22 protein-coding genes are annotated in these 25,975 nt (G+C 69.3%); 12 read left to right on the top strand and 10 right to left on the bottom strand.

Annotated elements, in window-relative coordinates; genetic code table 11:
- Positions 1–6 precede the first annotated feature (6 nt).
- The gene (locus tag ABZS77_RS22460) at positions 7–2,184 is read right to left on the bottom strand and encodes a UvrD-helicase domain-containing protein (RefSeq protein ID WP_354825960.1); all 2,178 of its coding nucleotides are present in this window, start codon (positions 2,182–2,184) and stop codon (positions 7–9) included.
- Positions 2,185–2,697: 513 nt separating this feature from the next.
- Between ABZS77_RS22460 and ABZS77_RS22455 the strand changes: the two genes are divergently transcribed.
- The 5 genes from ABZS77_RS22455 (at position 2,698) to ABZS77_RS22435 (ending at position 7,293) form a co-directional block, all read left to right on the top strand.
- Entirely contained in the window at positions 2,698–3,468 is a 771-nt protein-coding gene (locus ABZS77_RS22455; RefSeq protein ID WP_354825957.1) for a hypothetical protein, read from the top strand.
- A gap of 201 nt (positions 3,469–3,669) precedes the next feature.
- A complete protein-coding gene (locus ABZS77_RS22450; protein WP_354825954.1) occupies positions 3,670–3,915 on the top strand; it encodes a hypothetical protein in 246 nt (81 codons plus the stop codon).
- Between the two features lie 183 nt (positions 3,916–4,098).
- Complete coding sequence (locus ABZS77_RS22445) at positions 4,099–4,776, top strand: DUF1028 domain-containing protein (protein WP_354825951.1); 678 nt, start codon at positions 4,099–4,101, stop codon at positions 4,774–4,776.
- A gap of 162 nt (positions 4,777–4,938) precedes the next feature.
- Complete coding sequence (locus ABZS77_RS22440; RefSeq protein ID WP_354825948.1) at positions 4,939–5,352, top strand: hypothetical protein; 414 nt, start codon at positions 4,939–4,941, stop codon at positions 5,350–5,352.
- 192 nt (positions 5,353–5,544) lie between these two features.
- Positions 5,545–7,293, top strand: coding sequence for a DUF4062 domain-containing protein (locus tag ABZS77_RS22435; RefSeq protein ID WP_354825945.1), 1,749 nt, complete (start codon positions 5,545–5,547; stop codon positions 7,291–7,293).
- A 78-nt stretch (positions 7,294–7,371) separates the two neighbouring features.
- On the opposite strand, the gene ABZS77_RS22430 is transcribed toward ABZS77_RS22435, so the two are convergent.
- The 6 genes from ABZS77_RS22430 to ABZS77_RS22405 form a co-directional block, all read right to left on the bottom strand.
- Complete coding sequence (locus tag ABZS77_RS22430; protein ID WP_354825942.1) at positions 7,372–8,115, bottom strand: alpha/beta hydrolase; 744 nt, start codon at positions 8,113–8,115, stop codon at positions 7,372–7,374.
- 220 nt (positions 8,116–8,335) lie between these two features.
- A complete protein-coding gene (locus ABZS77_RS22425; protein ID WP_354825939.1) occupies positions 8,336–8,887 on the bottom strand; it encodes a hypothetical protein in 552 nt (183 codons plus the stop codon).
- Positions 8,888–9,030: 143 nt separating this feature from the next.
- The gene (locus ABZS77_RS22420; protein ID WP_354825936.1) at positions 9,031–10,878 is read right to left on the bottom strand and encodes a glycoside hydrolase family 15 protein; all 1,848 of its coding nucleotides are present in this window, start codon (positions 10,876–10,878) and stop codon (positions 9,031–9,033) included.
- A gap of 113 nt (positions 10,879–10,991) precedes the next feature.
- Positions 10,992–12,305 (bottom strand): MFS transporter, encoded by a 1,314-nt coding sequence (locus tag ABZS77_RS22415; RefSeq protein WP_354825933.1) that lies wholly within the window; start codon positions 12,303–12,305, stop codon positions 10,992–10,994.
- Positions 12,302–13,630: an ATP-grasp domain-containing protein gene (locus ABZS77_RS22410; protein ID WP_354825930.1), complete on the bottom strand. Its 1,329-nt coding sequence runs from the start codon at positions 13,628–13,630 to the stop codon at positions 12,302–12,304. The genes ABZS77_RS22415 and ABZS77_RS22410 overlap by 4 nt, the downstream gene beginning before the upstream one ends.
- A 100-nt stretch (positions 13,631–13,730) precedes the next feature.
- Positions 13,731–14,258 carry an HIT family protein gene (locus tag ABZS77_RS22405; protein WP_354825927.1) on the bottom strand — a complete coding sequence of 176 codons (528 nt, stop codon included), beginning with the start codon at positions 14,256–14,258 and terminating at the stop codon, positions 13,731–13,733.
- A 94-nt stretch (positions 14,259–14,352) separates the two neighbouring features.
- Here ABZS77_RS22405 and ABZS77_RS22400 point away from each other — a divergent pair, with 94 nt between their 5' ends.
- Complete coding sequence (locus tag ABZS77_RS22400; RefSeq protein WP_354825924.1) at positions 14,353–15,096, top strand: metallophosphoesterase; 744 nt, start codon at positions 14,353–14,355, stop codon at positions 15,094–15,096.
- Positions 15,097–15,202: 106 nt separating this feature from the next.
- Positions 15,203–17,686, top strand: coding sequence for a PEP/pyruvate-binding domain-containing protein (locus ABZS77_RS22395; protein ID WP_354825921.1), 2,484 nt, complete (start codon positions 15,203–15,205; stop codon positions 17,684–17,686).
- Here ABZS77_RS22395 and ABZS77_RS22390 read toward each other — a convergent pair.
- The 3 genes from ABZS77_RS22390 to ABZS77_RS22380 are packed head-to-tail and all read right to left on the bottom strand — an operon-like array spanning position 17,664 to position 21,068.
- Positions 17,664–18,863: a hypothetical protein gene (locus ABZS77_RS22390; protein WP_354825919.1), complete on the bottom strand. Its 1,200-nt coding sequence runs from the start codon at positions 18,861–18,863 to the stop codon at positions 17,664–17,666. The two genes, ABZS77_RS22395 and ABZS77_RS22390, sit on opposite strands and share 23 nt — an antisense overlap.
- A complete protein-coding gene (locus ABZS77_RS22385; protein WP_354825917.1) occupies positions 18,860–20,074 on the bottom strand; it encodes an ATP-grasp domain-containing protein in 1,215 nt (404 codons plus the stop codon). The genes ABZS77_RS22390 and ABZS77_RS22385 overlap by 4 nt, the downstream gene beginning before the upstream one ends.
- Before the next feature lie 52 nt (positions 20,075–20,126).
- Positions 20,127–21,068: a diiron oxygenase gene (locus ABZS77_RS22380; RefSeq protein ID WP_354825914.1), complete on the bottom strand. Its 942-nt coding sequence runs from the start codon at positions 21,066–21,068 to the stop codon at positions 20,127–20,129.
- A gap of 531 nt (positions 21,069–21,599) precedes the next feature.
- Between ABZS77_RS22380 and ABZS77_RS22375 the strand changes: the two genes are divergently transcribed.
- The 5 genes from ABZS77_RS22375 (at position 21,600) to ABZS77_RS22355 (ending at position 25,925) form a co-directional block, all read left to right on the top strand.
- Positions 21,600–22,613 carry a hypothetical protein gene (locus ABZS77_RS22375; protein ID WP_354825911.1) on the top strand — a complete coding sequence of 338 codons (1,014 nt, stop codon included), beginning with the start codon at positions 21,600–21,602 and terminating at the stop codon, positions 22,611–22,613.
- A gap of 37 nt (positions 22,614–22,650) precedes the next feature.
- On the top strand, positions 22,651–23,187 hold the full coding sequence (locus ABZS77_RS22370; protein ID WP_354825909.1) for a hypothetical protein: 537 nt from the start codon (positions 22,651–22,653) through the stop codon (positions 23,185–23,187).
- Complete coding sequence (locus tag ABZS77_RS22365; protein WP_354825907.1) at positions 23,184–23,726, top strand: deoxycytidine triphosphate deaminase; 543 nt, start codon at positions 23,184–23,186, stop codon at positions 23,724–23,726. The genes ABZS77_RS22370 and ABZS77_RS22365 overlap by 4 nt, the downstream gene beginning before the upstream one ends.
- A gap of 310 nt (positions 23,727–24,036) precedes the next feature.
- Positions 24,037–25,215, top strand: a complete 1,179-nt coding sequence (locus ABZS77_RS22360) for a MalY/PatB family protein (protein ID WP_354825904.1) — start codon at positions 24,037–24,039, stop codon at positions 25,213–25,215.
- Positions 25,216–25,379: 164 nt separating this feature from the next.
- Positions 25,380–25,925 (top strand): VanZ family protein, encoded by a 546-nt coding sequence (locus tag ABZS77_RS22355; RefSeq protein WP_354826055.1) that lies wholly within the window; start codon positions 25,380–25,382, stop codon positions 25,923–25,925.
- Positions 25,926–25,975 lie beyond the last annotated feature (50 nt).

Genomic DNA, 25,975 nt, shown 5'->3' with positions numbered 1-25,975 from the left:
GCGTCGTCAAGGCGCGATCATCAGCTGACCGAGTTCCTGGGTGCATCGGGTGAGCGCGACGTAGAGGCCGTTCCAGCCGCGCGGTTCGGCGGCGATGCCCTGCGGGTCGACGAGGAGCGTCGCGTCCCATTCCAGTCCCTTGGACTGGGACGCGGCGAGCACCGGCACCTCGCTCAGAACCGCTCCGAGTTCGGCGACGCGGTGGGCGGGGGCGATGACGCCGACCGTGCCGCCCTGCCACCGTCGGCGCAGTTGTCGCACCGCCTCGGCGGCGGTCCCGGGAAGCTCGGCCGGCGTGATCGTGAGCTCCCAGGGGGTGATGCCGGAGGACCGTACCGCCCGTGGCGGCGGGTTGTGGCTGCCGGCCTTCCTCAGGACCGGGCCGGTGAGGTCCATGACCTCACGCGGGGTCCGGTAGCAGATGGTCAGTTCCGCGGCGGTCCAACGGTCTCCGAAAACGGCCCGAACCGCCTGTGCCCAGCTGGTGTGCCGGTGCGCCGCCTCGGCCTGGTCGATGTCGCCGACCGCGGTGATGGAGCGGCTGGGGCAGCGTCGAAGGACCATCCGCCACTGCATCTCGGAGAGTTCCTGGGCCTCGTCGACGACGACGTGGCCGTACACCCAGCCGCGTTGCCGGCGAGCGCGGTCGGCGACGAACTCACCCTGTGGTTGCGGGGCGTCGACCTCGCCCAGCAGGTCGGCGAGCGCGTCGAGCAGGGGGACGTCGCTCGATGCCCACGCGGCGGGCTCGGCCGCGACGGCGGTGATCTCCTCCGCGGAGAGGTGCGGGGCGAACCGGGCCAGCAGGGCACGGTCGGTCAGGAAGTCACGCAGCAGCGTTCCGGCGTCGAGGGTCGGCCACCATGCCTCGACGAATCGGGCGATGGTGGCGTCCTCGGCGATCCGGGTCCGCAGATGCTCGATCTCGTCGTCGGAGAACAGTCCGTCCACCTCGCTGCCGGTGGACGTCCGGCCGGGGTGGTGCTCGTGCTCGATGCTCCTGTCGACGCGGGCGAGGATGTCCTCGAAGCCCTCCTCCATCTCGTCCAGCAGCGCCTCGCGGTGCTCGACGACGGCATCGGCGAGGAGGTGGTGCAGTTGCTCGGCGAACGCGGTGCGGGCGCGGTGGTACGGGCGTCCCTGCACCGCCGAGGCGAACGCCTGCGCCACAGTCGCGGCGGCGATGACGTGGAACTCGCCCTCCCAGCGCACCTTCAGCTCGCGGGGTCGGGGGAGCAGCGACGTGACGTAGTTCTCGAGCGCGGGTTGCCAGAGGGCGCGGCCCTTGATCTCGGCGACGAGCCGGCTCTCCTCGCGCCCCACGGTGACGCCGGCCAGCAGGGTGTCGCAGGTCGCCGAGACGACGGCGGTCTCGCCGAGCGCGGGCAGCACCTGGGCGATGTACTCGAGGAACCGCGGTGAGGGGCCGAGGACCAGGACCGCCTGGTCGGCCATCGTGCGGTGGGTGAACAGCAGGTAGGCGACGCGGTGGAGAGCGACAACTGTCTTGCCGGTGCCGGGACCACCCTGAACGATCAGCGGGCCGCTCGCCTCGGCCCGGATGATGTCGTCCTGTTCGCGTTGCAGGGTGGAGATCGCCGTCGACATGCGGCCGGTGCGCCGCTGGTCGAGAGCGGCCAGGAGGGCGCCTTCGCCGACGAGGTCCGCAGTTGTGGTTCCGTCCAGGGGCTCGTCGTCCACGCCGACGACTGTCGATCCCTCCGTGCGGATGTGTCGACGCCGCGCCTGGCCTTGCGGGTCGATCGCCGTCGCGGTGTAGAACGGCCGAGCGGCGGGGGCGCGCCAGTCCAACAGCAGTGGCTCACTGTCCTCCGCATCGTCGCGGAGACCGAGACGGCCGATGTGCCGCACAGTGCCGTCGAGGCCGTCGAGGCGGCCGAAGACCAGACCTTCGCGCGCCTGCCGTAGCTCGTCGTACTGCTGGCGGAGCATGCGCTGCCGGGCCCGTTCCAACGCGTCCACGGCCCCCGACGAGAGCTCGGTCCGCAGGTGCTCGGCCAGCCTGTCGCGCCGGGCCGTGGCCAGGTCGAGAAACGCCTGCTCCTCGGCGACCGCGGACCGGAGCGCGCCGCCCTTGCCGGTAGTCGTCGGTGGGTCGCCGTTCGGTGTCACCACCTCGCCGACGCCGGCGGTGCCGTTGTTGGGAGCAGAATTCCGGCGCATTCGCCAACCCTTGTAGTGGTGTTCCCCCTCGGCCCGGATCAGCCGCGGGCTATTCCGGCGGCAAGCATAGGATCGGCGTCCACTCGTCGGCCAGGAAATCCGTCAGCAGAGACAGGTGTCTCAATCCTTGCCCTTGCGGGGCCGACTGTGGCCTCATTCAATCGCGATCCCTTGACGAGAGTCCACAATTCAGCGACGGGCGTCGATGTTGCTCGAACGGTCGCCGGTGTGCTGGAATGGCGAACATCGCTGCAGCGCGGGGGCAACCGCGCTGGGAACGGGTCAGCGCGGGAGCATCGCAGTGCTGGCGCGCCGCCACCATGGCCGACGCGTGCCGCACCGCCGGGTCATCCCCACGACACGAGACGTTCGACTCCGACACGCCGGAGGCGTCCGTGGCGCCGCGTCGAATCACCTGAATTGGCGGCGCGGTGAGCAGCGGATCGCGATGTCCGAAAGAACTGTTCCGGTCCCTGCCCGCGCGGTGGGGACCCAACGCCCTGAAGGATGACCATGCGCCGTTTCCTCGCGGTGTTCACCGCCGCCCTGATCCTCGGCACCACAGGTAGCGTCCCGGCCGGGGCGTCGGGTGCCTCCCACCGGTCGTGCACCAGTGACCTGCTCTTCTGCGAAGACTTCGAGCGGTTGCCCCGCGGCGGCGCCAGCACGTTGGACTGGGGCGTCGACACCCGCAACGGCACACTCACCGTCGAACGTGCCCGCCACGGCAACCAGGTCCTGCACATCCACACGGTCGACAACGGCCGGGCCTTTCTACGCGTCGACGAGTTCGCCGCGCCGGGCAACCGTTTCTACGGCCGCATGCGGCTGCGCGTCGACGCGTTCCCCACCGCCCCCGACTGGGCGCACTTCACGCTGGTGGAGGCGACCGGCACCGGCAGTTCGGAGGTCGTCCGTCCGATCGGCGGCCAGTACGCCCCCACCGTCCCGGGAACCTTCTGGGGTGTGGGCGCCGACGGTGGCCCGACCGGCGACTGGACCAACTGGCGGGAGTCCGCCCCGGTCACCGAGGACACCTGGCAGTGCGTCGAGTGGAAACTCGACCCGACCGACAACCGCGTCACGGTGTGGATCGACGGCGTGGCCATCCCGGGAGTGACCGCGTCGACGACCGACCACGGCGGCAACGACGTGCCCTTCGTCCTGCCGACGGTGAACACGGTGAAGGTCGGTTGGCAGCTCTATCAGGGCGGCACCACACCCGGCGAATTCGACCTCTGGATCGACGACGTCGCGCTCTCCGCGAAGCGGCTCGGCTGCTGACGTCGATCGTCCCCGTCCACCGCGTGCCCCCCCCGACCCGGGGGGCCCGTTGGTGTCGCCACGCCGGGGCGGGCCGGAGACCGTCGATCGGCCGGCCCTGGCGTTGCGATACCGTCTGGGACGCCCCCACCGGCACCGGGTGGTCCACGTCCGTCGGCTGTCGATGGCCGCCGGGCGCCCCACGAATCCAGGGAGACACCGATGCCGGAGCCTGAGCCCGTCCGAGACGACAACGCGGACGCCGACACCTCGGCCACGGCCGACACCTCGGACGCCGACACCTCGGCGACGGCCGAGACCGACCTGCCTGCCGTTCCCGCCAATCGGGCCGCCCGACGTGCGAAGGGCAAGGGCGCGTCGCCCCAACCGCAGGGAAAGGGCCAGCACTTCGGCGGCCGGGGCTCGGTGCAGAGCCCGCGCCAGTGGGGTAACCGCCGCAGCGGCTGATCCCGGAGGCCCGCCGGCGCAGGGCACGTCCACGGCCACGCTGCCACGCGCACCCCGTCGACCGGCAGCGGGCCGACTCGACGACGGGGGCGCACCTGCCCTCGACTCGTGACGATGGGTCGGTGCCGAAGGCCCTGTCCGGCGGGCTCGGGCATACCGGGCGTCAGGGCGGGTGCGCCGACCGTGACCTTCTCGATCGCCGCGCGGTGTCCGCGTACCGGCCAGCTCGGGGTGGGAGCGCTGACGGCCAGGCCGGCGGTCGGCAAGCTTGTCGCGCACGTCCAGAGCGGCGGTGGTGCGGGGGCGACCCAGGCCACCCCCAACCCGTTCCTGGCGTACGACGGCCTGCCGTTGCTCGCCGAGGGCCGCTCGCCGGAGGACGTGCTGACCGAGCTGTTGGCGCGGGACCCGGGTCGGGAGGTACGGCAGGTCGGGATGGTCGACCGGCAGGGTCGCTCGTACGCCTTCACCGGCTCCCGTACGCGGGACTGGGCGGGGCACCACACCGGGCCGGGTCACACGGTGCAGGGCAACCGCCTGGTGGGCGGGCAGACCCTCGCGGCGATCGTCCGGGCGTTCGAGGACAGCCGGGAACTCGGCCTGGCGGAGCGGCTCGTGCTCGCCATCGAGGCGGGTGAGGTGGCCGGTGGTGACCGACACGGTGCACGGTCGGCGACCGTGACGGTGATCGGCGATCAGCCGTACCCGCTCTGGGACGTGCGCGTGGACGACGCCGGGGATCCCGCGCTGGAGCTGCGCCGGCTGCACGGGGTCTTCCAGGAGGAAGTGTTGCCGACCATCCGGGAGTTGCCGACGCGCGACGACCCGATGGGCGAGGGCGCCCGACAGTCGCTGGGGTAGGTCACGGCTCGGCCGGGACCAGCCGATCAGCTGATCCGGCCGGCGCGTACCGAAATCCCGCCCGTCCGGGACACCTGCCCCTGGTTGGCGGGACCGCTCACTTCGGACACTGCGCCTGCGTCCGCCGACCGGCGGTCGCGGAGCAGAGCAGGAGGATCCGACGTGCGTGTGCTTTTCAGACCGGGTCGGCGGGGCGGGCGCCTTCGGGTGTTGTTCGCCGCCGTCGTCGCCGCGGTCGTGGTGCTGACGCAGAGTCCGGCGGTCGCCGCCGATCCGGTGGACTACCAGGCCGCCCGGTTCCACGACGGCGTGTTCTCCGCCTACATGCGGGCGCACAACAGTGGGGTGGCCGGGCTGAAGAACCTGGTCCTCACCGCCGAGCTGCTGGACTGGCGCGAGCGCAACCCCTCCGCCAGCCGGGACGACGTGGTGCGGCACATGGTCGCCACCCGGCAGGCCGTGAACGCGGCGGGCATCTCCGACACCTCCGCCCGGACCACGTACGCCACCGCCATCAAGGTGATCGACGCGATCTCCGGGGTGCCCGGTGTGTCGATCGGAACGCCAACGCCCTGATCAGATCAGCGGCATTACGGTCTCACGCCAGCCTGCGTCGACCTCGGCGTCTGGAGTGGCCGCTGCCAAAGCTCGACAGTTACACTAACGGAGCGCTTATCGTCGCGACTCCCAAGGCCTGAGATCACCGCGTCAGCCTGATACAAGCCGGGCTTCTGGGGTGCCGCCAAGATCTGCACTGAGGATGGGCCCATGATCCATGAGCGGCGCGTGCGCAGGGTATTCCTTAGCCACACGTCTGAATTGCGCAAATTTCCCTCAGGTCGCTCCTTCGTCGCAGCGGCTGAGTCGGCGATAAACCGTGTCGGTGACGCGGTTGCCGACATGGCCTACTTCTCTGCCGGGGACCAGGCTCCGGCGAGCATGTGCAGGGAAGCGGTCCAATCGTCGGATATCTATGTGCTGGTTGCCGGATTCCAGTACGGATCACCGGTTAGAGACCATCGCGAGTTGTCCTACACCGAATTTGAGTTCGAGGTCGCAACCCAGGCGCGGATGCCGCGTCTCGTCTTTTTGCTCGGTGAGGACACGCAGGGTCCAGCGATGCTCTTCATCGACGCCGAGAACGCGGGACGACAGCTTGCATTCCGAGAGCGTCTCCGGAACGAAGGTCTGACTCTGGCGACAGTGACGACACCTGACGGCCTGGAAGCGGCTCTTATTCACGCACTGATCGAAGTTAAAGCGGGACAATCACAACCAGTTTCAGAGCCGCAGGCCCCCGGTCTCGACCTGACTATCGGCTCGACTCGTTCTGAGGACGCCCCGGCCAGGCCGGTGGTGGATCTCCGCAGTGAGTCGACCTCGCTTGAGCTGAGGCTTAGGTCGTACTACGGAAGTCGCACGTGCGTAGTTGACGGACACGGAGTCGACACCAGCGACTGGGTGGCCCTTGACCGGGACGCGGCAAACGTTTCCTTCGGTAACCTGATCCCTCTGAGTAGAAAGCACCGGCTCCGGCCCGCAGGCCACCGCTCGTGGCAGTGGGGTGGCGAACTGGGATACAAGTTCAGCATCGACCTGACGGCCGAAAACCTTCTTTATCAATCGCACAAGCACTTTCATCGGGGGAGCCCCGCACTCGCCTTCGGCTGTGCACGGTTGGGGGAGTCGCTGTCGATGCGTGCCCCCGAAGACTTCGAAACCCAGCCGGATGACGGCTGGGCGTTCCTGAGTCAATGCATGTTCTATCTACCGTACAAAATGGAGGCCGAACTACTTGCGGCGGTGCTGCGACGAATCGGTGCGTGGATCGAGTCGGCGCCAGCCTGCCCGGTCAATCGTCGCTCAAGCTTGCTGCTCGCCATCGCGAACATCTATCAGGACCTGGGCCATTGGGGGCACGCCGAAGGGCTGTACCGCGAAGTCCTGAAGCACAAACTGGTGGCGATGCCGAAGGCGGCAACCATCCGAAGGAAAGCGATTGGCGACTTCTTCAGCTTCGGGTCCTCCGCCGGGGTGCGTGAATTCGACGAAATCGCGGAGATGCGAACGCCTGTGGACTTCCGCCTCTCGGTCGCGATTTCTCAAAGCTGGTGGCATATCGCCAACGACGAGCCGGGACGTGCGCTGCGCAGCCTGGAGCCCTTCGACTTCGACGAAGACTCCTTCTCTGCCGTTTCAGACTACAGCCCGCACAACAGCCTGGAACTGAAGTTGACTCAGGCGGCCGCACTCGCGAATCTTCGACTTGACTACACGCAGCAGTCTCGAATTATCGACGAGATTGTGAGGATCATGAAGGACACCCGACTGCGCCCCGTATTCACGGAGCAGATTGCCCCCGTAGTGCTGACTCCCAATCTGAACTCCCTCATTTCACCCCTTCGCTCGGTGCTCGTCGTCACACCGCCATTGATGATGCTCCTTCACCACACCGCGAAGAGTCTGCTCGATGTCCCGACCGCGAACTTGCCGGGGCGGCCAACCTGGGTCGACTGAGGCGTTCCTCGTACGTGGTTGAGGGTGGTGGACTGTGCTGGGTCGAGGGTCCCGGGGCTCCGCGTCGCGCAACACGGCTCAGGTGACCAACCGGTCGACCAGCGCGGCGAGCTGACCGGGGTGTTCGTCGGTGACCAGGTGGCCGCCGCCGCGAACGATCTCGACGTCGACGTGCAACCGCCGTCGTGCTCCTGACCGCAGTCGGTCCGGCGGCAGGAACACGTCCTGGTCTCCGACCGCGATCACGATCGGCGTCGTGCGCGCCGGCGCCGGTACGGGATCGTCGGAACTGACCGGACGGGCGTGCCGGGCGACCAGCGCCATCCACTCCACCAGGTCGGCGCGGGGCGCTCGGCCGGAAGCGGACAGGAGGCGTAGCAGCCGAACGCTCGATGCGGTTCCTGGTCGCAGGAGCCACCTCAGGAACGCCACCAGGACACGGGGTGTGACCCTGAGCCGGCACAGTCCTCCCGGGGCAACGGCGACCTTGCCCCGGATCCGCGGATGATCCGCGGCCAGCGCGACGGCCCCGCCGAACGAGTGCCCGAACACGACGACCGGCCCGGCGGTGGTCTCCTCGACGACCTCTGCAAGCCATGAGCCGTACCAGGTGAGCCGGCCACCGGCCGTACCCGCTGAACCGGAACTCAGTCCGGGTTGACCCGGGATGTCGGCGCCGACCACCCGGTACCGCCGAGCCAGGGCCGTGAGCAGCGGCAGGTACGCGGCCGTGGTGAAGCGGTCACCAGCGACGACGACGACCGTGACCGGGCCGCCGCCGGCGGTGACCACGTGCGTGTCCTCACCCCGCACCCGAATCACGCGTCGATCGTGGTGAGTCGGCCAGGCGTTCAGCTGGTCCTCGCACCACTGCCGAATGCTGTCCCTGCCGGTGGTGGTCCGGTAGATCGATGCCACGGCTGGATTCTGCACCAGGATGATCGGAGAGCTCCACGGCGTCCAGCGAGGTCCCGTCACGGTGACGCGGGTCGGCGCGGTGCGCCGGGGGTGCCGCCGCGGCGGCGAGGAGGTCCCGCCGCGGTCAGCTCAGCGTGAAGGTCACGTCGTCGACGTCGAAGGCGGTGGCGCCGTTGCCGGCCGTCTCGCTGGCGAGGAAGCTGACCGTCGCGGTGCGTTCGGTAGGTGCCGTCCCGGTCGACATGCTGTACTGACGCCACTGCGACCCGCCGTCGAAGGCCAGCGAGAACCGGGTCTTCGGAGGTATCCCGGTGACCGCCAGGCCGACGTTCAGGTAGTCGCTGCGGCTGGTCTCCGTGGTGATGGTCCGGACCCAGAAGCGGACCGTCAGGTCGCAGTCAGCCGGCACGGTGACGGTGGCGCGCAGCAGGTCGCTGTGCGTCACGTCGAGCCCGGCGAAGGAGGCGTACGCGCGGCCGGTGTGCGCGGGCCGCGTCGCGTCGCCCAACACGACGATGCGGGGGCCGGCCGTCCAGCCGGTCGTGCCGCGTTCGAACCCGGGGTTCGCGTGGATCTGCCCGGTGCAGGGCGCGTCGGCCGCTGGCTGGCCGGAAGACGCGCCGCCCGTGGTCAGGAGCAGGGCCGCGACCGAGGCGGCGGTGACGAAGGTCTTCATGGGTCCCCCGGTTGATACATTCGAGACTGTCGATGTCGGTTCGACGATGCGTGATGGACCTCGACGCGTCAAGCACTTCCCGACATGGGCACCGCCGCGCGGCGACGCCGTACGGTTGGCGGCCCGACCGGCGCGCCCCCGCGCTACCGGCGGCGGCGGGAGTCGGCCTCGGCGTCGAGCAGATCGTTGAGTGTCAGCGCCGAGTTGATCAACGACAGGTGGCTGAACGCCTGGGGGTAGTTGCCGATCTGCTCGCCCGTCGCCGCGATCTCCTCCGCGTACAGGCCGAGGTGATTGCTGAAGGTGAACATCTTCTCGAACGTGAGGCGGGCGTCGTCGAGCCGGCCGGCACGGGCCAACGCCTCGACGTACCAGAACGTGCACATGTTGAAGGTGCCCTCGTGGCCGGGGAGGCCGTCGGGGGAGTGGACCGGGTCGTACCGGTGGACCAGGCTGTCGGAGACCAGTTCGCCTTCGATCGCCTGGAGGGTGGACTGCCACAGGGGGTCGCTCGGCGTGACGAAGCCGACCGCCGGCATGGCGAGCAACGCCGCGTCCAGCACCGTCTCGTCGTACGCCTGCACGAAGGTGCCGCGGCCCCGGTCGTACCCGCGCTCCATGACCTGGTTGTAGATCCGGTTGCGTTGTTCGCTCCAGCAGCTCAGGTCCCCGGGACGGCCGGTGCGGCTGGCCAGGCGGATGGCCCGGTCCAGCGCCACCCAGGACATCACCCGCCCGAACGTGTAGTTGCGGGGGTGGTGCCGACTCTCCCAGATGCCGGCGTCGCGCTGGTCCCAGTTGTGGCAGAGCCAGTCGACGAGCCGTACGGTGCTCTTCCACACCTGGTGCGAGACGCGGATGCCCTGCTCGTCGGCGAGATGCATGGCGTAGAGCGCCTCGCCGTGGATGTCGAGCTGGAGCTGGTCGGCGGCGCCGTTGCCGATCCGCACCGGCCGCGAGCCGCGGTAGCCCTCCAGGTGATCGAGGACCTCCTCGTGCAGGTCGGAGGAGCCGTCCACCCGGTACATGATCTTCAGTGGGTCCTGGTGGTCGCTGGCCTCGCGGATCCGCTCGTCGAGCCAGTCCATGTACCGGCCGACCTCCTCGGTGAAACCGAGGCCGAGCAGCGCGTGCACCGAGAACGACGTGTCCCGGACCCAGGTGTAGCGGTAGTCCCAGTTGCGGGTGCCGCCGACCAGTTCGGGCAGCGCGGCGGTGGGCGCGGCGATCATCGCGCCCGTCGGCGCGTACGTCATGAGCTTCAGCGTGATCGCCGAGCGCTCCACCATCTCCCGCCAGCGGCCCGTGTAGCGGGACCGCTCGACCCAGCGCCGCCAGTAGTCCCGGGTCCACTCGAACATGCCCTGGACCTCTTCGGGCGAGATGATGCGCGGCTCGGTGCCGCCCGTCTCCAGGACGACCCCGCCGGTGTCACCCTCGTTCATGACGCCGTACGCGACCAGGTCGCCGCCCTCCAGGTGGACGTCCCCGGTCTGCGAGATCAGGTGTCGCACCGGGTCGACCGGATGGAAGGTGAGCGCCGTCGACGGGCTGCGGAAGATGTACCCGTTGCGGTGGCGTTCCAGCTCGTGCTGCTCCCGCGCGTAGTCGAACCGGGGCCGGCACTCCACCCGGAACCGCATGCTGCCCCGGACCATGGTGACCATGCGGACGAGGCGGTGCGAGTCGGTGACCCGCTCGCCGGTCACCGGCATGAAGTCCATCACCTCGGCCACGCCGTCCGCGCTGATGAAACGGGTGATCAGGATCGGCGTTCCGGGGAGGTAGAGCTGCTTGGTCACGTACCGGACCTCGTGCGGGGCGATCCGGAAGTAGCCGCCCTTGTCCTTGTCCAGCAGCGCGGCGAAGATGCTCGGCGAGTCGAAGCGGGGCGCGCAGAACCAGTCGACCGTCCCGTCGCACGTCACCAGCGCGGCGGTCTGCAGGTCGCCGATGAGCCCGTGATCCTCGATCGCCGGATAGCTGTCCACATCTCTCCCCGGTTCGGCGGCGTCCTGCGCATCGAACCTAGGGGCAGATTCGCCGGGTCAGGCGAGAATCGCGTTCAACCACCCGGACGCGTGGGCCGTCGGGTCGACGAGCGTCAGGCCGGTTGGCGGCGTGGCGCCACCACGACGGGCAGGATCAGGCCGGTGACCAGGAACAGGGCGCCGAGGCCCAGCCAGCCCACCGTGGCATGCGGGACGACGAGGGCCGTGAGCAGCACCGGACCGATGATCGACTGAAGGGTCGTGCCGAGGCTGAAGACCGAGAGGTACTCGCCCCGGCGGTCCGGCGGTGCCAGTTCGAACGAGATGCCCCAGGAGCCGGCCGCCTGCCACATCTCCGCGCCGGTGAGCAGGACGACGGCCGCCACGATGAGGCTGGTCGCCACGACCGCTGACGTGCCGCTGGACAGTCCCAGCAGGAGGCAGCACCCGGCGAGAGCGCCGGCGGCCCACCGCATCCGACTGCTCGCCACGGTGATGTCCTCGCATCCACGGGAGACCCGGACCTGCAGGAGGATGACGAGCACGGTGTTGACCAGAATGATCACGCCGGTCAGCGGTGGCGGCGCCGAGGTGTGCATGATGATCCAGAGCGGGATCCCGACGGAGAGCAGCGTCATGTGCATGACGACGATCCCGTTGAGGGCCGTCAGCGTCAGGTATCGGCCGTCGCGCAGTGACGCCAGGCTGTGCCACGGACCCGCCCGCCGGGCGCTTGCCGTCGCGTTGACCAGGGAGATCCGGGCGAGCAGGATCCCGGCGAGCAGGAACGAGGCCGCGTTCGTCAGGACGATGCCACGGAAGCCGGCGTTGGTGTCCAGCGCCACGAGCGTGGTGCCGGCCAGCGCGCCGAGGGAGAAGCCCACGTTGCGTACCACGCGGACCAGCGCCATCGTGCGGACGCGGTCGTCGTCGCCGACCGCGGCGGCGATGACCGCCTGGTTGAGTGGCCCGGTCGCCTTCTCGGCCATGGCGAGCATGCAGGCCACGACGACGAAGAAGGGAAAGCTCGCCGTGTACGCGTAGGCCACGAACCACGCCGCTCGCCAGACCTGGAGGGCCACCAGGACCCTGCGGGTGCCGATCCGGTCGGCGACGATGCCGATCGGTACGGTCGAGATCAGCCCCACGATCCCCGCGGCGGAGAGCCCGAGGCCGATCTGGGCCGCGCTGAGGCCGGCCACCCGGGTGAGGAAGATGACGCTGCCGCTCAGGAAGATGCCGGTGCCGAAGGAGTCGATGAGCGCGACGAACACCAACTGATTTCCCGCGGCCGTCGACGGGAACACGCGTGTCAGCCGGGCGAACCGGGCACGCGCGGACGTGTCGGGTCGCGGTGTCTCCTCGGTGCCGACGGCGGCGTTCCCGGAATCATCCGTGGAGTGCGGCGCGGGGCCGGGGCTGGTCATTCGCCGTACAGGACGTCGGCGAACTCGTCGGTCCCGCGAGTTCTGCGGTGCCAGTCGCGGAGTTCGGCGCCTGTCGTCGCGGCGGGGATGACGACGAGCCGCTCATCGAACCACCGCAACACCTCCGCCCTTCTCCGCTCCAACGCCTGAGGGTCGGCAGCGTTGATCATCGCCATGCCGATCCGAGTCGTGGTGGAGTCGGCGGCGCCGGCCATCCGGTAGCCGATGGGTAGTTCGATGCGGGCGAACGACACGTCGGGCAGCTCGGTGAGCTCCGCGGGGGACGGGCAGGCCGCGAGCGTGCCGGGCCGGCTGGTGAAGTAGACCGATCCGACGGTGCCGGCTCGCACCCGCACGTCCAGTTCGGGTTTCCACCCCAGCGCGCACCGCACCGCCGCCTCGCCGAGGTCGACGCCGAACTTCGCGAGGATCTCCTCCTCGGTGAGGGCGCCACCACGGCGGGCCGCGCACTCACTGAAGACGACCTGACCACTCGCCGGGTCGTGGAACAACTCCATGTGGAAGACGCCGTCGGTCAGGCCGAGCGCGTGAAGGGCCTCGCGCACCATGTCGTCGGCTGCCTGGTACGCCCAGCTCTCGGTGTCCGGGTCGAACTTGCGCATGCTCAACGGCGCGTTGTCCTCCAGGGTCGCCAGGCACGGCTGCTCGTAGCGGCCGAGGCCGTAGAACAGCAGCTCACCGCCGGACACGACGCCGTCGGCGGTCCACTCGTCGCCAGTGACGAACTCCTCGAGGACGAAGGTGCGGGACGAGATGCGCTGTTGCCGGTACCGGCGGGCGGTGGCGAGCAGATCGTCGAACCCGTCCACGGCCGACGTGGTCTGCGTGGCCAGTCCGGTCACCGGCTTCAGGACGCCCCGCTCGAACGGCATCGAAAAGTCCGGATCCAGGGCGAAGATGTCCTCGATGAGGACGCAGCGCGCCGTGGCCAGGCCGGCATCGGCGATGCGCTGCTTCTGCAGGAACTTGTCCCGGAACAGCACCGCGGTCGTGGGGCTGAGCACCCGGGCACCCAGGGCGCGCCCGAGAACCGAGGCCGTGATCAGCAAGGGCTCGATGGTCGTCTGCACCGCGGTGAACTGGCGATCGCCGAACCCGGCGCGGTGCAGGGCGGTGAGAACCGCCTCGGGCTTGTGGTGGTCCTCGCAGAAGACCGGGATGGCGGGGGCGGGGATCTCCTGGAAGGCGAGGTCGCGGTGCCGCGCCCCGTAGACCACGACGTGCGGAACACCGAGTTTCCGGCAGGCCCGGAGAACGTAACGGTCAGGCGCGAGAATGAGCAGCAACTCCGATTCGGCAAGCATCATTCTCCTCCGGTAGGCATTGTCCGTCCTCGACCTCGGACGGGTCCGGGTGTTGCACACTCCAGCGCCCGGCGTGTCCACTGTGGCACACCGTACGACTCTAGGGGATCTTCGTGGTGTGGGGGGTGCCGAGCGTGGCCGCACCGTCGTCCGATCCGGACAGTGTCTCGTCGAGATACGTGCGCACGCGTGCGGCGTACGGGGTCTGCTCCTCGATCGACGCGTAGCCCCGCCGAGGGGGTGATGAGTAGAGTTTGTCCCGGTCGTAGCGGGGGAAGACGTGCTGATGGAAGTGCCACACGTCCTGGTGGCCGTCGGGTTCGTTGTGCTGCCGTGTCGAGGTGCCGGTGCAGTCGGGATACGTCGCACGTATCGCCCGCGCGATGTGCTGTGACAGGTCGAAGACCGCGTGGCCCAGGGCCCTGGGAAGGTCGTACAGATTCTCGTGGTGCTCGTTGGGCACCACCAGGATGTGGCCGAGGTTCGTGGGCCACATACGGGGCGAGACAAAGGCGAAGACGACAGGGGTACGCCAGACCAGCGTCGCCGGACTGGATAGATGGTTGTAACGCCCCCTTGCCAGGCCGCAGAAGGGGCAGTCGTAACCAGCCGGTTCGTGGTTGTACACCGATTGATGGTAGCTGTCGGGGCGGTAGTGTACCCGCCCCGGCGGTCCTCGGCAGCCCTTTACGTCGACATCGGACGATGGCAGGATAAGCCGGGTGACGATCATCGCGCACATAAGCGACACCCACTTCGATGGCGGTGAGCGCGCATTGGCCCGCGTCCGGCGGACCATGACCTATCTGCGTGGCTGCGACGTCGACGTGATTCTCGTCACCGGCGATCTCACCGACCACGGCACCGTTCCGGAATATGACGAGGTGAAGGCCGAGTTGGTGGCCGACATACCCGTCCTGATGCTGCCCGGCAACCACGATGTTCGGGCCGCGTATCGTCAGGTATTGCTCGACGGCGCTGGCTCTGCGCCTATCAACCAACTGAGGCGCGCCGGTGGTCTGCTGTTCGCCCTCTGTGACTCGACCATCCCCGGGGAGGACGAGGGGCTGGTCGCGCCGGAGACCCTCGACTGGCTGGGCGGGGTTCTCGGCGAGGCCGAGGAGCCGGTCTTCGTCGCTCTCCACCACCATCCGGTCCGGCTCAACAACCCGCTGCTGGACAGCATCCGCCTCCGCAACCCCGACGATCTGGCAGCGGTGCTCCGGGCATCGTCCGCACCGCGGGCGGTCTTCTGCGGCCACGCCCACGCCGCTGCCGCAGGGACTTTCGCCGGCCTGCCGTTGATCGCCGCACCGGGCATATTCTCCACCACCCGTCTACCGTGGACCACGACTGACGAGCTGGTCTGGGAAAACACTTTTGATCGCGATGACGTACCCGGCGTGGTGTTCCACGTCGTTGAGCACGGCGAATTGACGAGCCATTTCCGTAGCATCGCCGGATGACCGTACCGCCGCGGCGCGGGGGGGCGCCGGGCCGACCATTATTCAGTAGTGTGCCGACCAGCGGAAGCGCAGAAGTCGGACATCGTTTCATCATGGGGGAACCGTTGTGATTCTGACCGGTAGCGAGATCGAGAAGGAATGGGCCCAGGGCCGGATCACCATCGACCCGTTCATTCCCGAGCAGGTCAACCCGAACAGTTACAACTTCCGGCTTGGCAGAACCTTGCGGGTCTACTCGGGTGAGACACTGAGCCCTCGGACACCGAACGAATTCGTCGAGATCGAGATTCCGGACGACGGCTACGTGCTGGAACCGGGAAAGCTCTATCTCGCCCACACCATCGAGGTCCTCGGCAGTGACCACTACGCGCCGACCTTCGCGGCCAGGTCGTCCGTGGCGCGGCTCGGGATGTTCATCAACCTGTCCGCGAGCCTCGGCGACATCGGATACAAGGGACAGTGGACCCTGCAGCTCTACACGTTGAACCGGGTCCGCGTCTACACCGGTCTCAACATCGGCCAGATGATGTGGTGGAAGCCGCAGGGGGACGTCGATCTCTACCGCGGAAAATATCAGGGCGCGACCGGCCCGCGGTCCAGTGACATCTACGTCGACTACGACAAGCAATTCGCACGACAGCGATTCCCGGGCCTGGGGGCGAGCGTGTCCGTCGCCGACGTCGGCCCGAAGTTCGCCGCGCTCGCGGCGAGCAGCCGTGAATTCTCCGTACCGCAGGCGTTCTGTGTCCGCGCGGGCGAGTTCGTCGACGCCCTCTCCGCCGAGCAGACCGCCGCGCTCACCGACGCGTTCGCCGACCTGCGCGCGACGGTCGGAGCCTTTTACACCGAATCGCTGGAGCGGATCCAGAGCATCGGCGCGCAGATTCGCCTTCCGGAGTCGGCGCACTCCCTGCTCCGGGTGCGACTGAAGGAGGTCTTCGGCGACCGGTCCGACCTCCGCTTCGCCGTCAGATCGTCGGGGCTGGACGAGGACGCCGACGCGAGCAGCCTCGCCGGTGTGCACCACAGCGTGCTGAACGTGTCCACCTTCGCCGGCGTCGTCGCGGCCATCGAGCAGTGCTGGGCGTCCTACTACGACGCTCCCGCCGTCGCCGCGCGCCTGCGGGCCGGCAACTACGACGCCACACCGAGGCTCGCCGTCATCGTGCAGTCCATGGTGCGGCCGGTCATCGCCGGTGTCGCGTTCACCGGGCTGGAGGCGGCCGACCCGGAGCGGGTGGTCATCGAACATGTCGAGGGCCTCGCCGACCAGCTCGTCGCGGGCGTCGTCGCACCGGTCCGGACCACGTCGGACGAGGTCGCGACCACCCCTGACTCGCCGTTGGCGGCGGTGGTGGCGCTCGCGCGGGCGTTGCGCGACAGGTGCGGCCACCATGTCGACGTCGAGTGGGCGGCCGACGACAGCGGACTCCACCTGATCCAGGTGCGCCCGCTCACCGCGACCATCGATCGGGCGCGCGCCGCGGCGGAGCCGGTGGGTGAGGCCGTCCCGATGTACGTCGAAGAGCTGCCGCCGACGTTCCACCTCGGTGACGTCGCGCGGGTGTACGGCAGCTACGTCGCCAAGCGCAGCTCCGCCTACCGCCTGGCCGCCGCGAACGGCGCCGGCACCGGATCGGCCTGGGTCGTGCAGTTCAACGGGCGGGGCCTGCATGACGAGGCGACGGTAGCCCGGCTCCGCAACGTGCTCGAGACGGGTGCCGCGCCCGAGTGCGTGCTGGACCTCGGCGACCAGCTCCGGCAGATCGTCCTGCCGAAGAAGGACGTACTGGTTCGCCTTGCCGAACTGGCCGGGGCGCGGCCCGGCGACACCGAGTTGCGGGCGGTCATCATTCGTGACTACCTGCGGGGCGAGCTCGGAATGATCTCCCGCAACTCCGGTCCCGGTCTGGTGGTGGAGTTCACCGCCGACGGGCTCATGGCGCTCAACCGCGGCACCGCCGGCGGCGAGACGATCGTGATCACCGACCTGGAGCGGCCGTTCGACGAACCGGGCAACCTGACCGCCGCCCCCGGGGCCGAACCGCTGCTCGCGCACCTGCGCACCCTGGCGCGCCTGACCGGTGCGATGTCAGCCCAGCACGGCCCGGTCACGTTGGAGTGGGTCCTCAGCGCCGGGCGGCCCTACTTCGTCGACTACTCCGTACGCGGCGCCGACGAGCTCGTGGTGTCCTCGGAGGGCGCGGTCCTGATATCGCCCGGCACCGCGCGTGGAACGCTGCTGCGTCTGGAGGAGGATGAGCTGCTGAGCAGGATGTCGATCGGCCCAGCGATCAGCATCGAAGCCTCCACCAGCGAGGCGGCCCGGGATGGCCTGGCCATGATTCTGGACAAGGTCCTGTCGCTACCGGAGCGGCCGATCATCCACGCGGCCCTGCCCTACGCCGCCCTGTCGGTCCTCATCGGACATGTCGCGGGATTCGTCTTCGAGCGGGGCTCCACCCTGGGTCACCTCCCCATCCTGCTGCGCGAGTCCGGTGTCCCCGCTGTCGCCGTACCCGGGTTCGCCGGGAATGGTGAGGTCATCATCAGCGACGCCAGCGTGATCAGCGTGCAGCGACAGCCCTGAGGTGATCGACTCTCGCCATGAAGTCGGCCGGGCTGTCACCACTCAGGATGAATCGGTGCGTGTAGTCCGTGCTGTGGCGTGGAAGGTGGTCGCTGCCGCCGGCGCTCGGGCGGTACTCGTACTCCGCGACACCGAGTTCACCGCACTCCCGTGCGGTGAACTCGGTCGGCGCCCGGCCGTGGGGATAGATGCCGACCCGGCCCCACACCGCGTGGTCGCTCCCCGACGCCTGAGGGTGGGCGGGCGCCGGTGGCAGGTCGGCCTCGATCCGGATCGCCGCCTCCCGCAGGTGCACACCGTGGCGGCGCAGGACCATGCGGTCGATGCCGCCACCGCCGGGGCGCGCCGCGATCTCGCAGAACACCAGCCTGCCCTCCGGGGTGTGGAACACCTCGAGGTGGGTGACGCCCGACCGTAGCCCGAGGGCATCCACGACGCGTCCGTGCATCTCGGCGATCCGCTGGGCCACGGGCCCGTCCGGCAGGAGGAAGCTGCCAGCCACCGCTCCGGGAGCGACGTTGCCCGGACGGGCATGGTACTGACCGACACTGAGGTGGAGCACCCGCCCATCCCGGACGATCCCATCGCAGTGGAACATGTCGCCGTCGACGAACTCCTCGATCTCGTACTCGCCGGCCGGCGCGCCGATCCGCCGCCAGACCTCGCGCGCGGCGGCCAGCGAGTCGACCACGTACGTCTGGTTCGAGCCGACTCCGCGACGCGGCTTGATGATCTGGCGGCCCCGGCTCCAGTCGACCGCCGCCAGGTCGCCGTCGTCGTCCAGAGCACGGAAGTCCGGAACGGTCACACCGTGGGCGTGGACCGCCCTCTTCATCCGGACCTTGTCCCGGAACAGCAGCGCGGTGTCCAGTTGGAGGCCGGGCAGCCGGTGGGTGGTTCGCAGGCGGGCGGCCATGATGACCATCTTCTCGTGCAGCGCGACGATGCCCCGGATTCCGTTCGCCCCGACGATCCAGCCGCAGGTCTGCTCCACCCGGTCGTCGTCGACGAAGTCGCACACCGTGGTGTGGCGGAAGTCGCCGGAATCCACGCCCTCGGTCAGCCAGGGATTGGTCACCAGATGTGGCTCGACGTCGGCGAGGGGCAGCAGGCACCGCGTCCCGTCGAAGAGGGTGTGGTGCGGGTCCCGGCTGATGATCAGCAGCGGTTTTCTCACAGCGGGACTCCGACCGGCCGGCTGACCACACCGATGCCCTCGGCCGCGGTGCGCGCGGCCGTGAGGACCCACGAAGGATCGGCTCCGGAGACACTCGCACTGCCCACGCGCGCCGACGAACTCGTCAGGGCGCCGACCTTGTCGCCCGGTCGCACGAACGACCGCACGTCCTCGACCGTCGCGTCCGCGAACTCCAGCGTCGGAAGCGCGACCGACTCGACAGTGCCCTGCGGCGCGGTGGCGAAGGCGATCGCGGCGGCAGCCGCGGCCGGACGGTCCTGAGGGCCGGGCCCGCCGAGCCCGAGCGGCCACCCCAGGCTCCAACGCTGCAGGTCGATCCCGGTCACGATGCGAACGAGGTGCGGGATCCCGTCGCCGCCGACCCGATTGTGGGACTCGATGATGCGGATCCCCCCGTCGGTCAGCTTGAACTCGGTGTGCGCCGGCCCGTCGACCAGACCCACGACGTCGAGGAACTCGATCAGCTGATCCTGAACGACCGCCGCCGGGACGCCCAGCGACGGCGGCGGCACCACGTGCGCCAGTTCGACGAACGACGGACCGACGTGCTTCTCGACGAGCGCGACAACGCGGTGTACGCCGTCGACGCTGAAGCTCTCGGCGCTGTACTCCTGGCCAGGGAGGTACTCCTCCAGCACCTGGCCGGAGGGATCACCCTGCGCCAGGAGATCGGCGACGCTCTCGACGAGAACGACTCCCCGGCTGCCGGAGCTCGCGCGGGGCTTGAGGATCGCCGGCCGGGCCCCCCAGCTGAGGAAGGTGTCGACGGCGTCCTCCAGGCTCGCCGGGACGGACGCCCGGACTGTGAGGTGTGGGGCCTTGCCCTCCAGCAACGCCCGCATCTTCGCCTTGTCCCGCAGTGTCTCCACCACGTCGAGCGGGGTGCCGGCGAGGCCGAGGCGCGCGTTGGCGAGAGCCGCCGGAACGAGGCCGTCCTCACGCACGCTGACCACCGCGTCGGGCGCCAACGGCCGGAGAACCTGCTCCACGAAGCTGGGGAAGGAGTCCGCGGTGTAGTCGGCCGTGTAGTAGGTCGACCGTACCGAGCCCGGCTCGATGAACTGTTCCAGAGGGCTCCCTGGCTTCTGGACGTGGATCAGTCGGCAGCCGAGGCGCCGCGCGACGGCGGCGATCTGCCCGCTCGCGCCGAGCACGACAAGGTGCCGGTCCCCGGGGGGAGGTTGCGACATACGACGGGCTCCCATCGCGTACGGGTGATCGACTGGCGTTGCTGGTGGGAGATCAGAGATACAGGAGCCCGGACTCGGCGAAGCCCTCCCGGGCTCCCGGGTGGTCCAGAACGCCGTAGTTCTCGAGGATCCCGATGGTCCGCTCGGCTGAGGAGCGGATGCCGGCCGTCACCGACTCCGGGTCGTACGACTCGGCGATGATCGACCGCGTGGCGGCCGGCGAGAACCCGATCTCCCGCAACGCCGACGAGGCCGATCTCGTCGCCGGCTGCAACGACCTGACGATGAGGTCGGGCAGCAGGGCCGCGACCACCTTCCGGTCACCGCTGTCGAGTTGGCCCCACAGGCGGCCGAAGAAGTCGGCGAAGTAGACGTGGTGCCGCCCTTCGTCGATCGCGTGGTCGCGGGCGATCTCCCTCACCAGTGTCACGACGTTCGGGTCCTTCGGGATGTCGACGAGCAGCCCGGTGATGAGCGTCTCGAAGACGAAGACCTGGACCAGCTCGACCAGACGACGATGCTGCGGATGGTCCGCGCCGATCCGGTCGAGGTTGTCGAGGAAGGGTTGGAAATCATAGGGCAGGGCCTCGATGCCGGAGCGCGTCTGGATCTGCTCGACGGCGTCGACACTGTAGAGAGCGTGGTAGCTCTCGTCGACCAGGATCTTGTACGCGTCCATGCGCACGCGGCTCGGCACCTCGATGCCGCAGTCCTGCTCGGCGATCAACTTCGTCGCCCGGCAGACGACCCCCACCTCGAACGCCTTCGTGAAGTTCAGCCATTGGTACAGGTGCTGGGCCAGGAGGTATCGCTTGAACACCTCATCGGTCTCTGCGACGGCAGGGTGTGCCAGGTGCGTCACCAGATGACGAGGGAAGAAGTCCTTGAGAATGTCGTCGTCGTCGGAAACCACTCGACGCGGGCTTCCACGTACTCCCGACTTCTCGTACCAGGATTCGAGCACTTTCGGATTGGCTTGACGCCATTCGATCATGATGGAACGACCCCCGTTGACGACGATCGATCATGACACCCGGTGCGGGGCGTGTCAACCTGGCACCAGAGGTCGGAGGTCTGAACACTGTGGACGCATCCGACGGAGCAATGTCCTGTGGTGAAGGGCGTTCGAGCAGGGTAAATGCAAGATCGATTCGATCGGCTGAAGGCTCCGAGTGGTGCACCGGGCCGCGCTCGGGCACACTCCACTGAGGCCGGTGTGTAGGCTGGCCCGCAGTTTGTGTCAGCTGAGCACGCCGATTGGTCCTGCTGCTCCACGGGGGATGCGTTGAATCAGGAAACAGCTTCGGAGGGACCCGCCCTGGTGCGTCGACTCCTCGTTCTGGGTGATCCGGCGCTCCAATATTCACTGGTGCCGAGCGCGCATCTCCCTATTGTCGTGATCGATCTGCCGGCGGATGCGGATGGCGGCCGGCGGGCTGTCGAATATCTACGGCCGCGCGACACGGCGTCCGCCCTGATCCGTCTTCTTCCACCGGGTTCGGCTCCGGTCGAGGTGCCCGTCGACGTGGCGCGACCCACCTGGTGTGGCTGCGCGCTCTCGGAATCGTTGCGGACCGACCTGCGGGGGGCGTGGCCCAGGGCCGCCGGTGCCGGGAGCATCGACTTCCTGTCGCCGATCATGGTGCTTCGACTCCACGGGTCACCGGAGCGGACGACGGTCGAGGTGCTCGCCTGCACCCGTCTGCGTGAGGTCGGCGCGGTGTTCGCACGGGTCGCGGAGTGCGAGTTTCCGGCCGGCGCGACGCCCGACGACGTGGTGCCGGTCGCGCTCAAGTCGGTGGGGAACCTGCGCGAGCATGTGGCCGTCGAGAACCAGGTCTTCCGCAATCTCGTGCCCGGGATCGAGATCGAAAACAAGATCACCCTTCACGGCGACGTGTCGATCTGGCAGCTGACCTCGGAGATGGCCTCTCAGGTCGGCAGTGCCTCCTTCCCCGGCTTCATCCCTGACGTCGGCAACGAGGTGCAGCGCTGGGAGGTCTTCCAGCACACGTTCGAGGTGCTGAGCCCCGAGGCGGAGCGCGGCTACATCGCCTTCCAGGAGCAGCCGTCCGGCGCCTTCATGCTCAAGCACAAGGTCTTCGCCGAGGACACACTCCGGCGCGTCGAGACGTTCCGGCACAACCTCACCGTGCCCGGCGGTGATTTCGCCGCCTTCCTCGACCTGGAATATCCGCACCTCACCGTCCGGGCCCTGCGCACCTTCAGCCGTACGCGTTTCGACGTCAACCTGGAGTCCAGCGCGACAGGTCACTTCTTCGGCATCGAGATCGACGAGGTGCGTACGGCCGGGGACGAGCACGTCCTTCGGCAGGCCGAGGTCGCCTACCACCGGTCCCGGATACACGACGGGCTCGACATCGCCACGGTCGAACCCGAACTCGAACGCCTGACGAACCTCGTCGACAGCTACCTGACCCGCAACGGGGTGGACCACGAGCGGACGTTCTATTCGAAGCTCTCGTTCCTGCGGGACATCGAGAGCCGGAGTGGAGCCGCGTCGCCCACGGGGCGCTGATCGGCCGACAAGAGACATCTGGGGGAGGTGCGGATCCGTGCGTATTTCGATCATCGGATTGGCGGGTTGCGGCAAGTCGACGTCCGCGGGGCTGATCGAGGAGTTCGCGCAGGAGCTCGGTCTGACGTACGCCACAGTCAAACTCGCCAAGCCGTTGTACGACCTGCAGGCCCAGGTCTACCGGGCGGCGCGGGTCACCGTCCCCGCCGGGACGCAGGACCAGATCCTGATGGAGTCCCTGGCCGACTCCATGCGCCGCATCAGGCCGGAGTCCCTGGCCGACGACTTCCTGATCCGGTTGGCCGCGACGGACGCCGACATCGTGGTCAACGACGACCTGCGTGACCCGTTCGTGGATGCCGTGGTCCTGCGTTCCCACGGGTTCCGGGTGCTGCGGGTCACGGCCGCGCCGGAGGTGCGGGAGAAGCGGCTGGCCGGGCGCGGCGACACCAGCAGGGCGGACCGGTCGACGAGCGACCTCGACCTGATCGAGCCGGACGCCGTCCTGGACAACAGCGGTGACCTCGCGGCGCACCGCGACGCCGTGCGTCAGCTCGTGCGGAGCTGGCTGTGATCCTCACCGGCCGCGAGATCCACCGCGAGGTCCTGGCGGGCCGCATCCACATCGACGACTTCGAACCGGAGCGTCTGGAGCCCAACAGCTACGGCTTCCGACTCGCCCGGGAAATCATCTCCTACGAGACGGACGTGATCGACGCCCGGTCACCGATCGCGTCCCGAACGACGGTCATGGACGACGACGGGATGGTGCTCACGCCGGGGCGGTTCTACCTCGGCGGGACCATGGAGGCGATGGGGAGTCCGCACTACGCGGCCACCCTGTACGCCTGCCGTTCGGTGTCGACCCTCGGCATCTGGATTCAGTTCTCGGCGCCACTCGGTCACAGCGGCGCCATCTTCCCGTGGACGTTGGAGATGGCGGTGGCCGCGCCGGTCCGCCTGTTTCCCGGCATGGTCATCGGCAAGCTGGCCTTCTGGGCGATGCAGGGCAGCTCCGTGGGCTACGCCGGAAAGTACAGCGGTTCGGCCTCGGCTGTTCCGTCGCGACTGAGCCTGGACACCGTGCCGCCCGTGATCCGGGCAATCCCGTAGGGATCGTTCGAGGACGACCCCGGGCGTAGGCGGGTGGGCCGCACTCCGGCGTCAGCGGCGGCCGGAATCCGACGCCCGCTTGTCGACGACGAGCGGAAGAGGGCTCTCGATTGTGGTGGTCCCGGCATTCCTCCCGCACGCGCCTCGGGCCGCTCTGGGCTTACGGGCGAAAGCAAGATAGAGGAATAGCCGCTTCGAGTGAATCGTATAGGCGTGCATGGCTCCCGGCCCCGGCCGGGCCGGTGACATGAGCGCCGGGCGCGGCGCCCGGTACTGCGCGGGTCGGCGTCACGCGCAATAGGCTTCAGCCATGAGTGGTGTGCTCAGCGATGCCCGCGACCAGGTGAATCCCCTCCGCCAGCTCACGATCGAGCAGCTCCGGCAACGGACGAGCCTCAAGTGGCGGGAGTACCCCGACGACGTGCTGCCGCTGTGGGTGGCGGAGATGGACGTGCCGTTGGCCGAGCCGGTCGCCCGGGCCATCACCGACGCCGTCGCGCGCGGCGACACCGGCTACACCGCCGGTACGGGGTATCCGCGGGCGCTGGCGGAGTTCGCCCGGCGGCGGTGGGGGTGGGACGGGCTGGCCGTGGAGCGCACCGCGCTGATGCCCGACGTGATGCACGGTGTGGTGGAGGCGCTGCGGCTGGTCACCGATCCGGGGGACGCCGTGGTCGTCAACTGCCCGGTCTACCCGCCGTTCTACACGGTCGTGGCGCACGCCGGCCGCCGGATCGTGGAGACGCCGCTCGGCGAGGACCTGCGGATCGACCTGGACGCGTTGCGGGACGCCTTCCGGGAGGCGCGGTCGGGCGGTCGGCGGGCGGCGTACCTGCTGTGCAGCCCGCACAACCCGACAGGCGTCATCCACACCCCCGACGAGTTGGCAGCCGTCGCCGACCTGGCGAGGCGGCACGGGGTGCGGGTGGTCGCCGACGAGATCCACGCTCCGGTGGTGGCCGGGGGAGCGCGCTTCACCCCGTACCTCTCGGTGCCCGGCGCGGAGAACGGCCTGTCACTGATGTCCGCCTCCAAGGGATGGAACCTGGCCGGCCTGCGCGGCGGGCTCCTCATCGCCGGTCCGGCCGCGGCCGGGGACCTCGCCCGGGTGCCGTTCGATGCCAGCGTCAGCACCAGTCACCTCGGCGTCATCGCCCACACGGCGGCCTTCCGCGACGGCGGGGAGTGGCTCGACGCGCTGCTGACCGGCCTGGACGACAACCGCCGCCTCCTGGCCGCGCTGCTCGCCGAGCACCTGCCGGCCGTCCGGTACCGTCCCGCCCAGGCCACCTATCTCGCCTGGCTCGACTGCCGCGCCCTGGGGCTCGGCGACGATCCCGCCGCCGTGTTCCTTGAGCGCGGCCGGGTGGCCCTCAGCTCGGGTTCGACCTTCGGCACCGGCGGTGAGGGGCACGTCCGGCTGAATCTGGCCACCACGCCGGAGCTGCTGACCGAGGCGGTACGCCGGATGGCCGCCGCCGTCGCCTGAGCGGGCCGCTCCGGCGAGTCTCGCGGACGGTGTCCGGGGCCGCGCCTTTCGTGCCGCCACCGCCCCTGCCACCGGCAGGACCCCGGGTCGGGTCGGGCGACGGCGCGTGCCAGGGTGGGCCCGGCCGCGGCGCGCGGCCGGGCGGAGGCGGGGGCGGCGTGCGCATGGGGTGGCAGGACTGGTTCGGTACGTTCACCGGCGTCGTGCTGGTCACGGTGGCCGCACTGCCGGTGGCGGCGTTGGCGGTGTGGGCTCTGGCGCGCCGGCGAAGTCCCGCCGACACCCCGCCGGCGTGGCGGATGTCGCTGGCCGAGGTCGGCGTCGTCTACGGCACGGTGCCGTGGGTGTGGATGATCCTGCTGCCGGGCGAGCGGGCCGGCGACGTCACCGGACGGGTGAGCCTGGTGCCGCTGCGGGACCTGATCACCATCGTCTCGGACGGCAGGCCGCTGACGCTTGTCGTCCAGGTCGTCGGAAACCTGCTGGTGTTCGCGGCGCTGGGGTACTTCGCGCCGCAGCGGTTCACGGTCCTGGCGTCGGTGCCGCGGATCCTGGCGCTCGCGGCGGCCTGCTCGATCCTCGTCGAGGCCGCGCAGTACCTCCTGCGTCTGGACCGGGTGTCCTCGGTGGACGACGTGTTGCTCAACGCCGCCGGCGCGGGACTGGCCGCGATGGCGTCCCGGCACCGGTGGCGCCGACGAACCTGGTGACGCGTGCCGTCTGGGCAGCTGCCGGTCACCCGGGCCGGCCGTTTTCCGCC

Origin of the sequence: Micromonospora sp. NPDC005298 (genome assembly GCF_040607375.1) — a bacterium.
GTDB lineage: Bacteria > Actinomycetota > Actinomycetes > Mycobacteriales > Micromonosporaceae > Micromonospora.
Note: the sequence above shows the minus strand (reverse complement) of the source record. Positions and strands in the feature narration are given on the sequence as shown.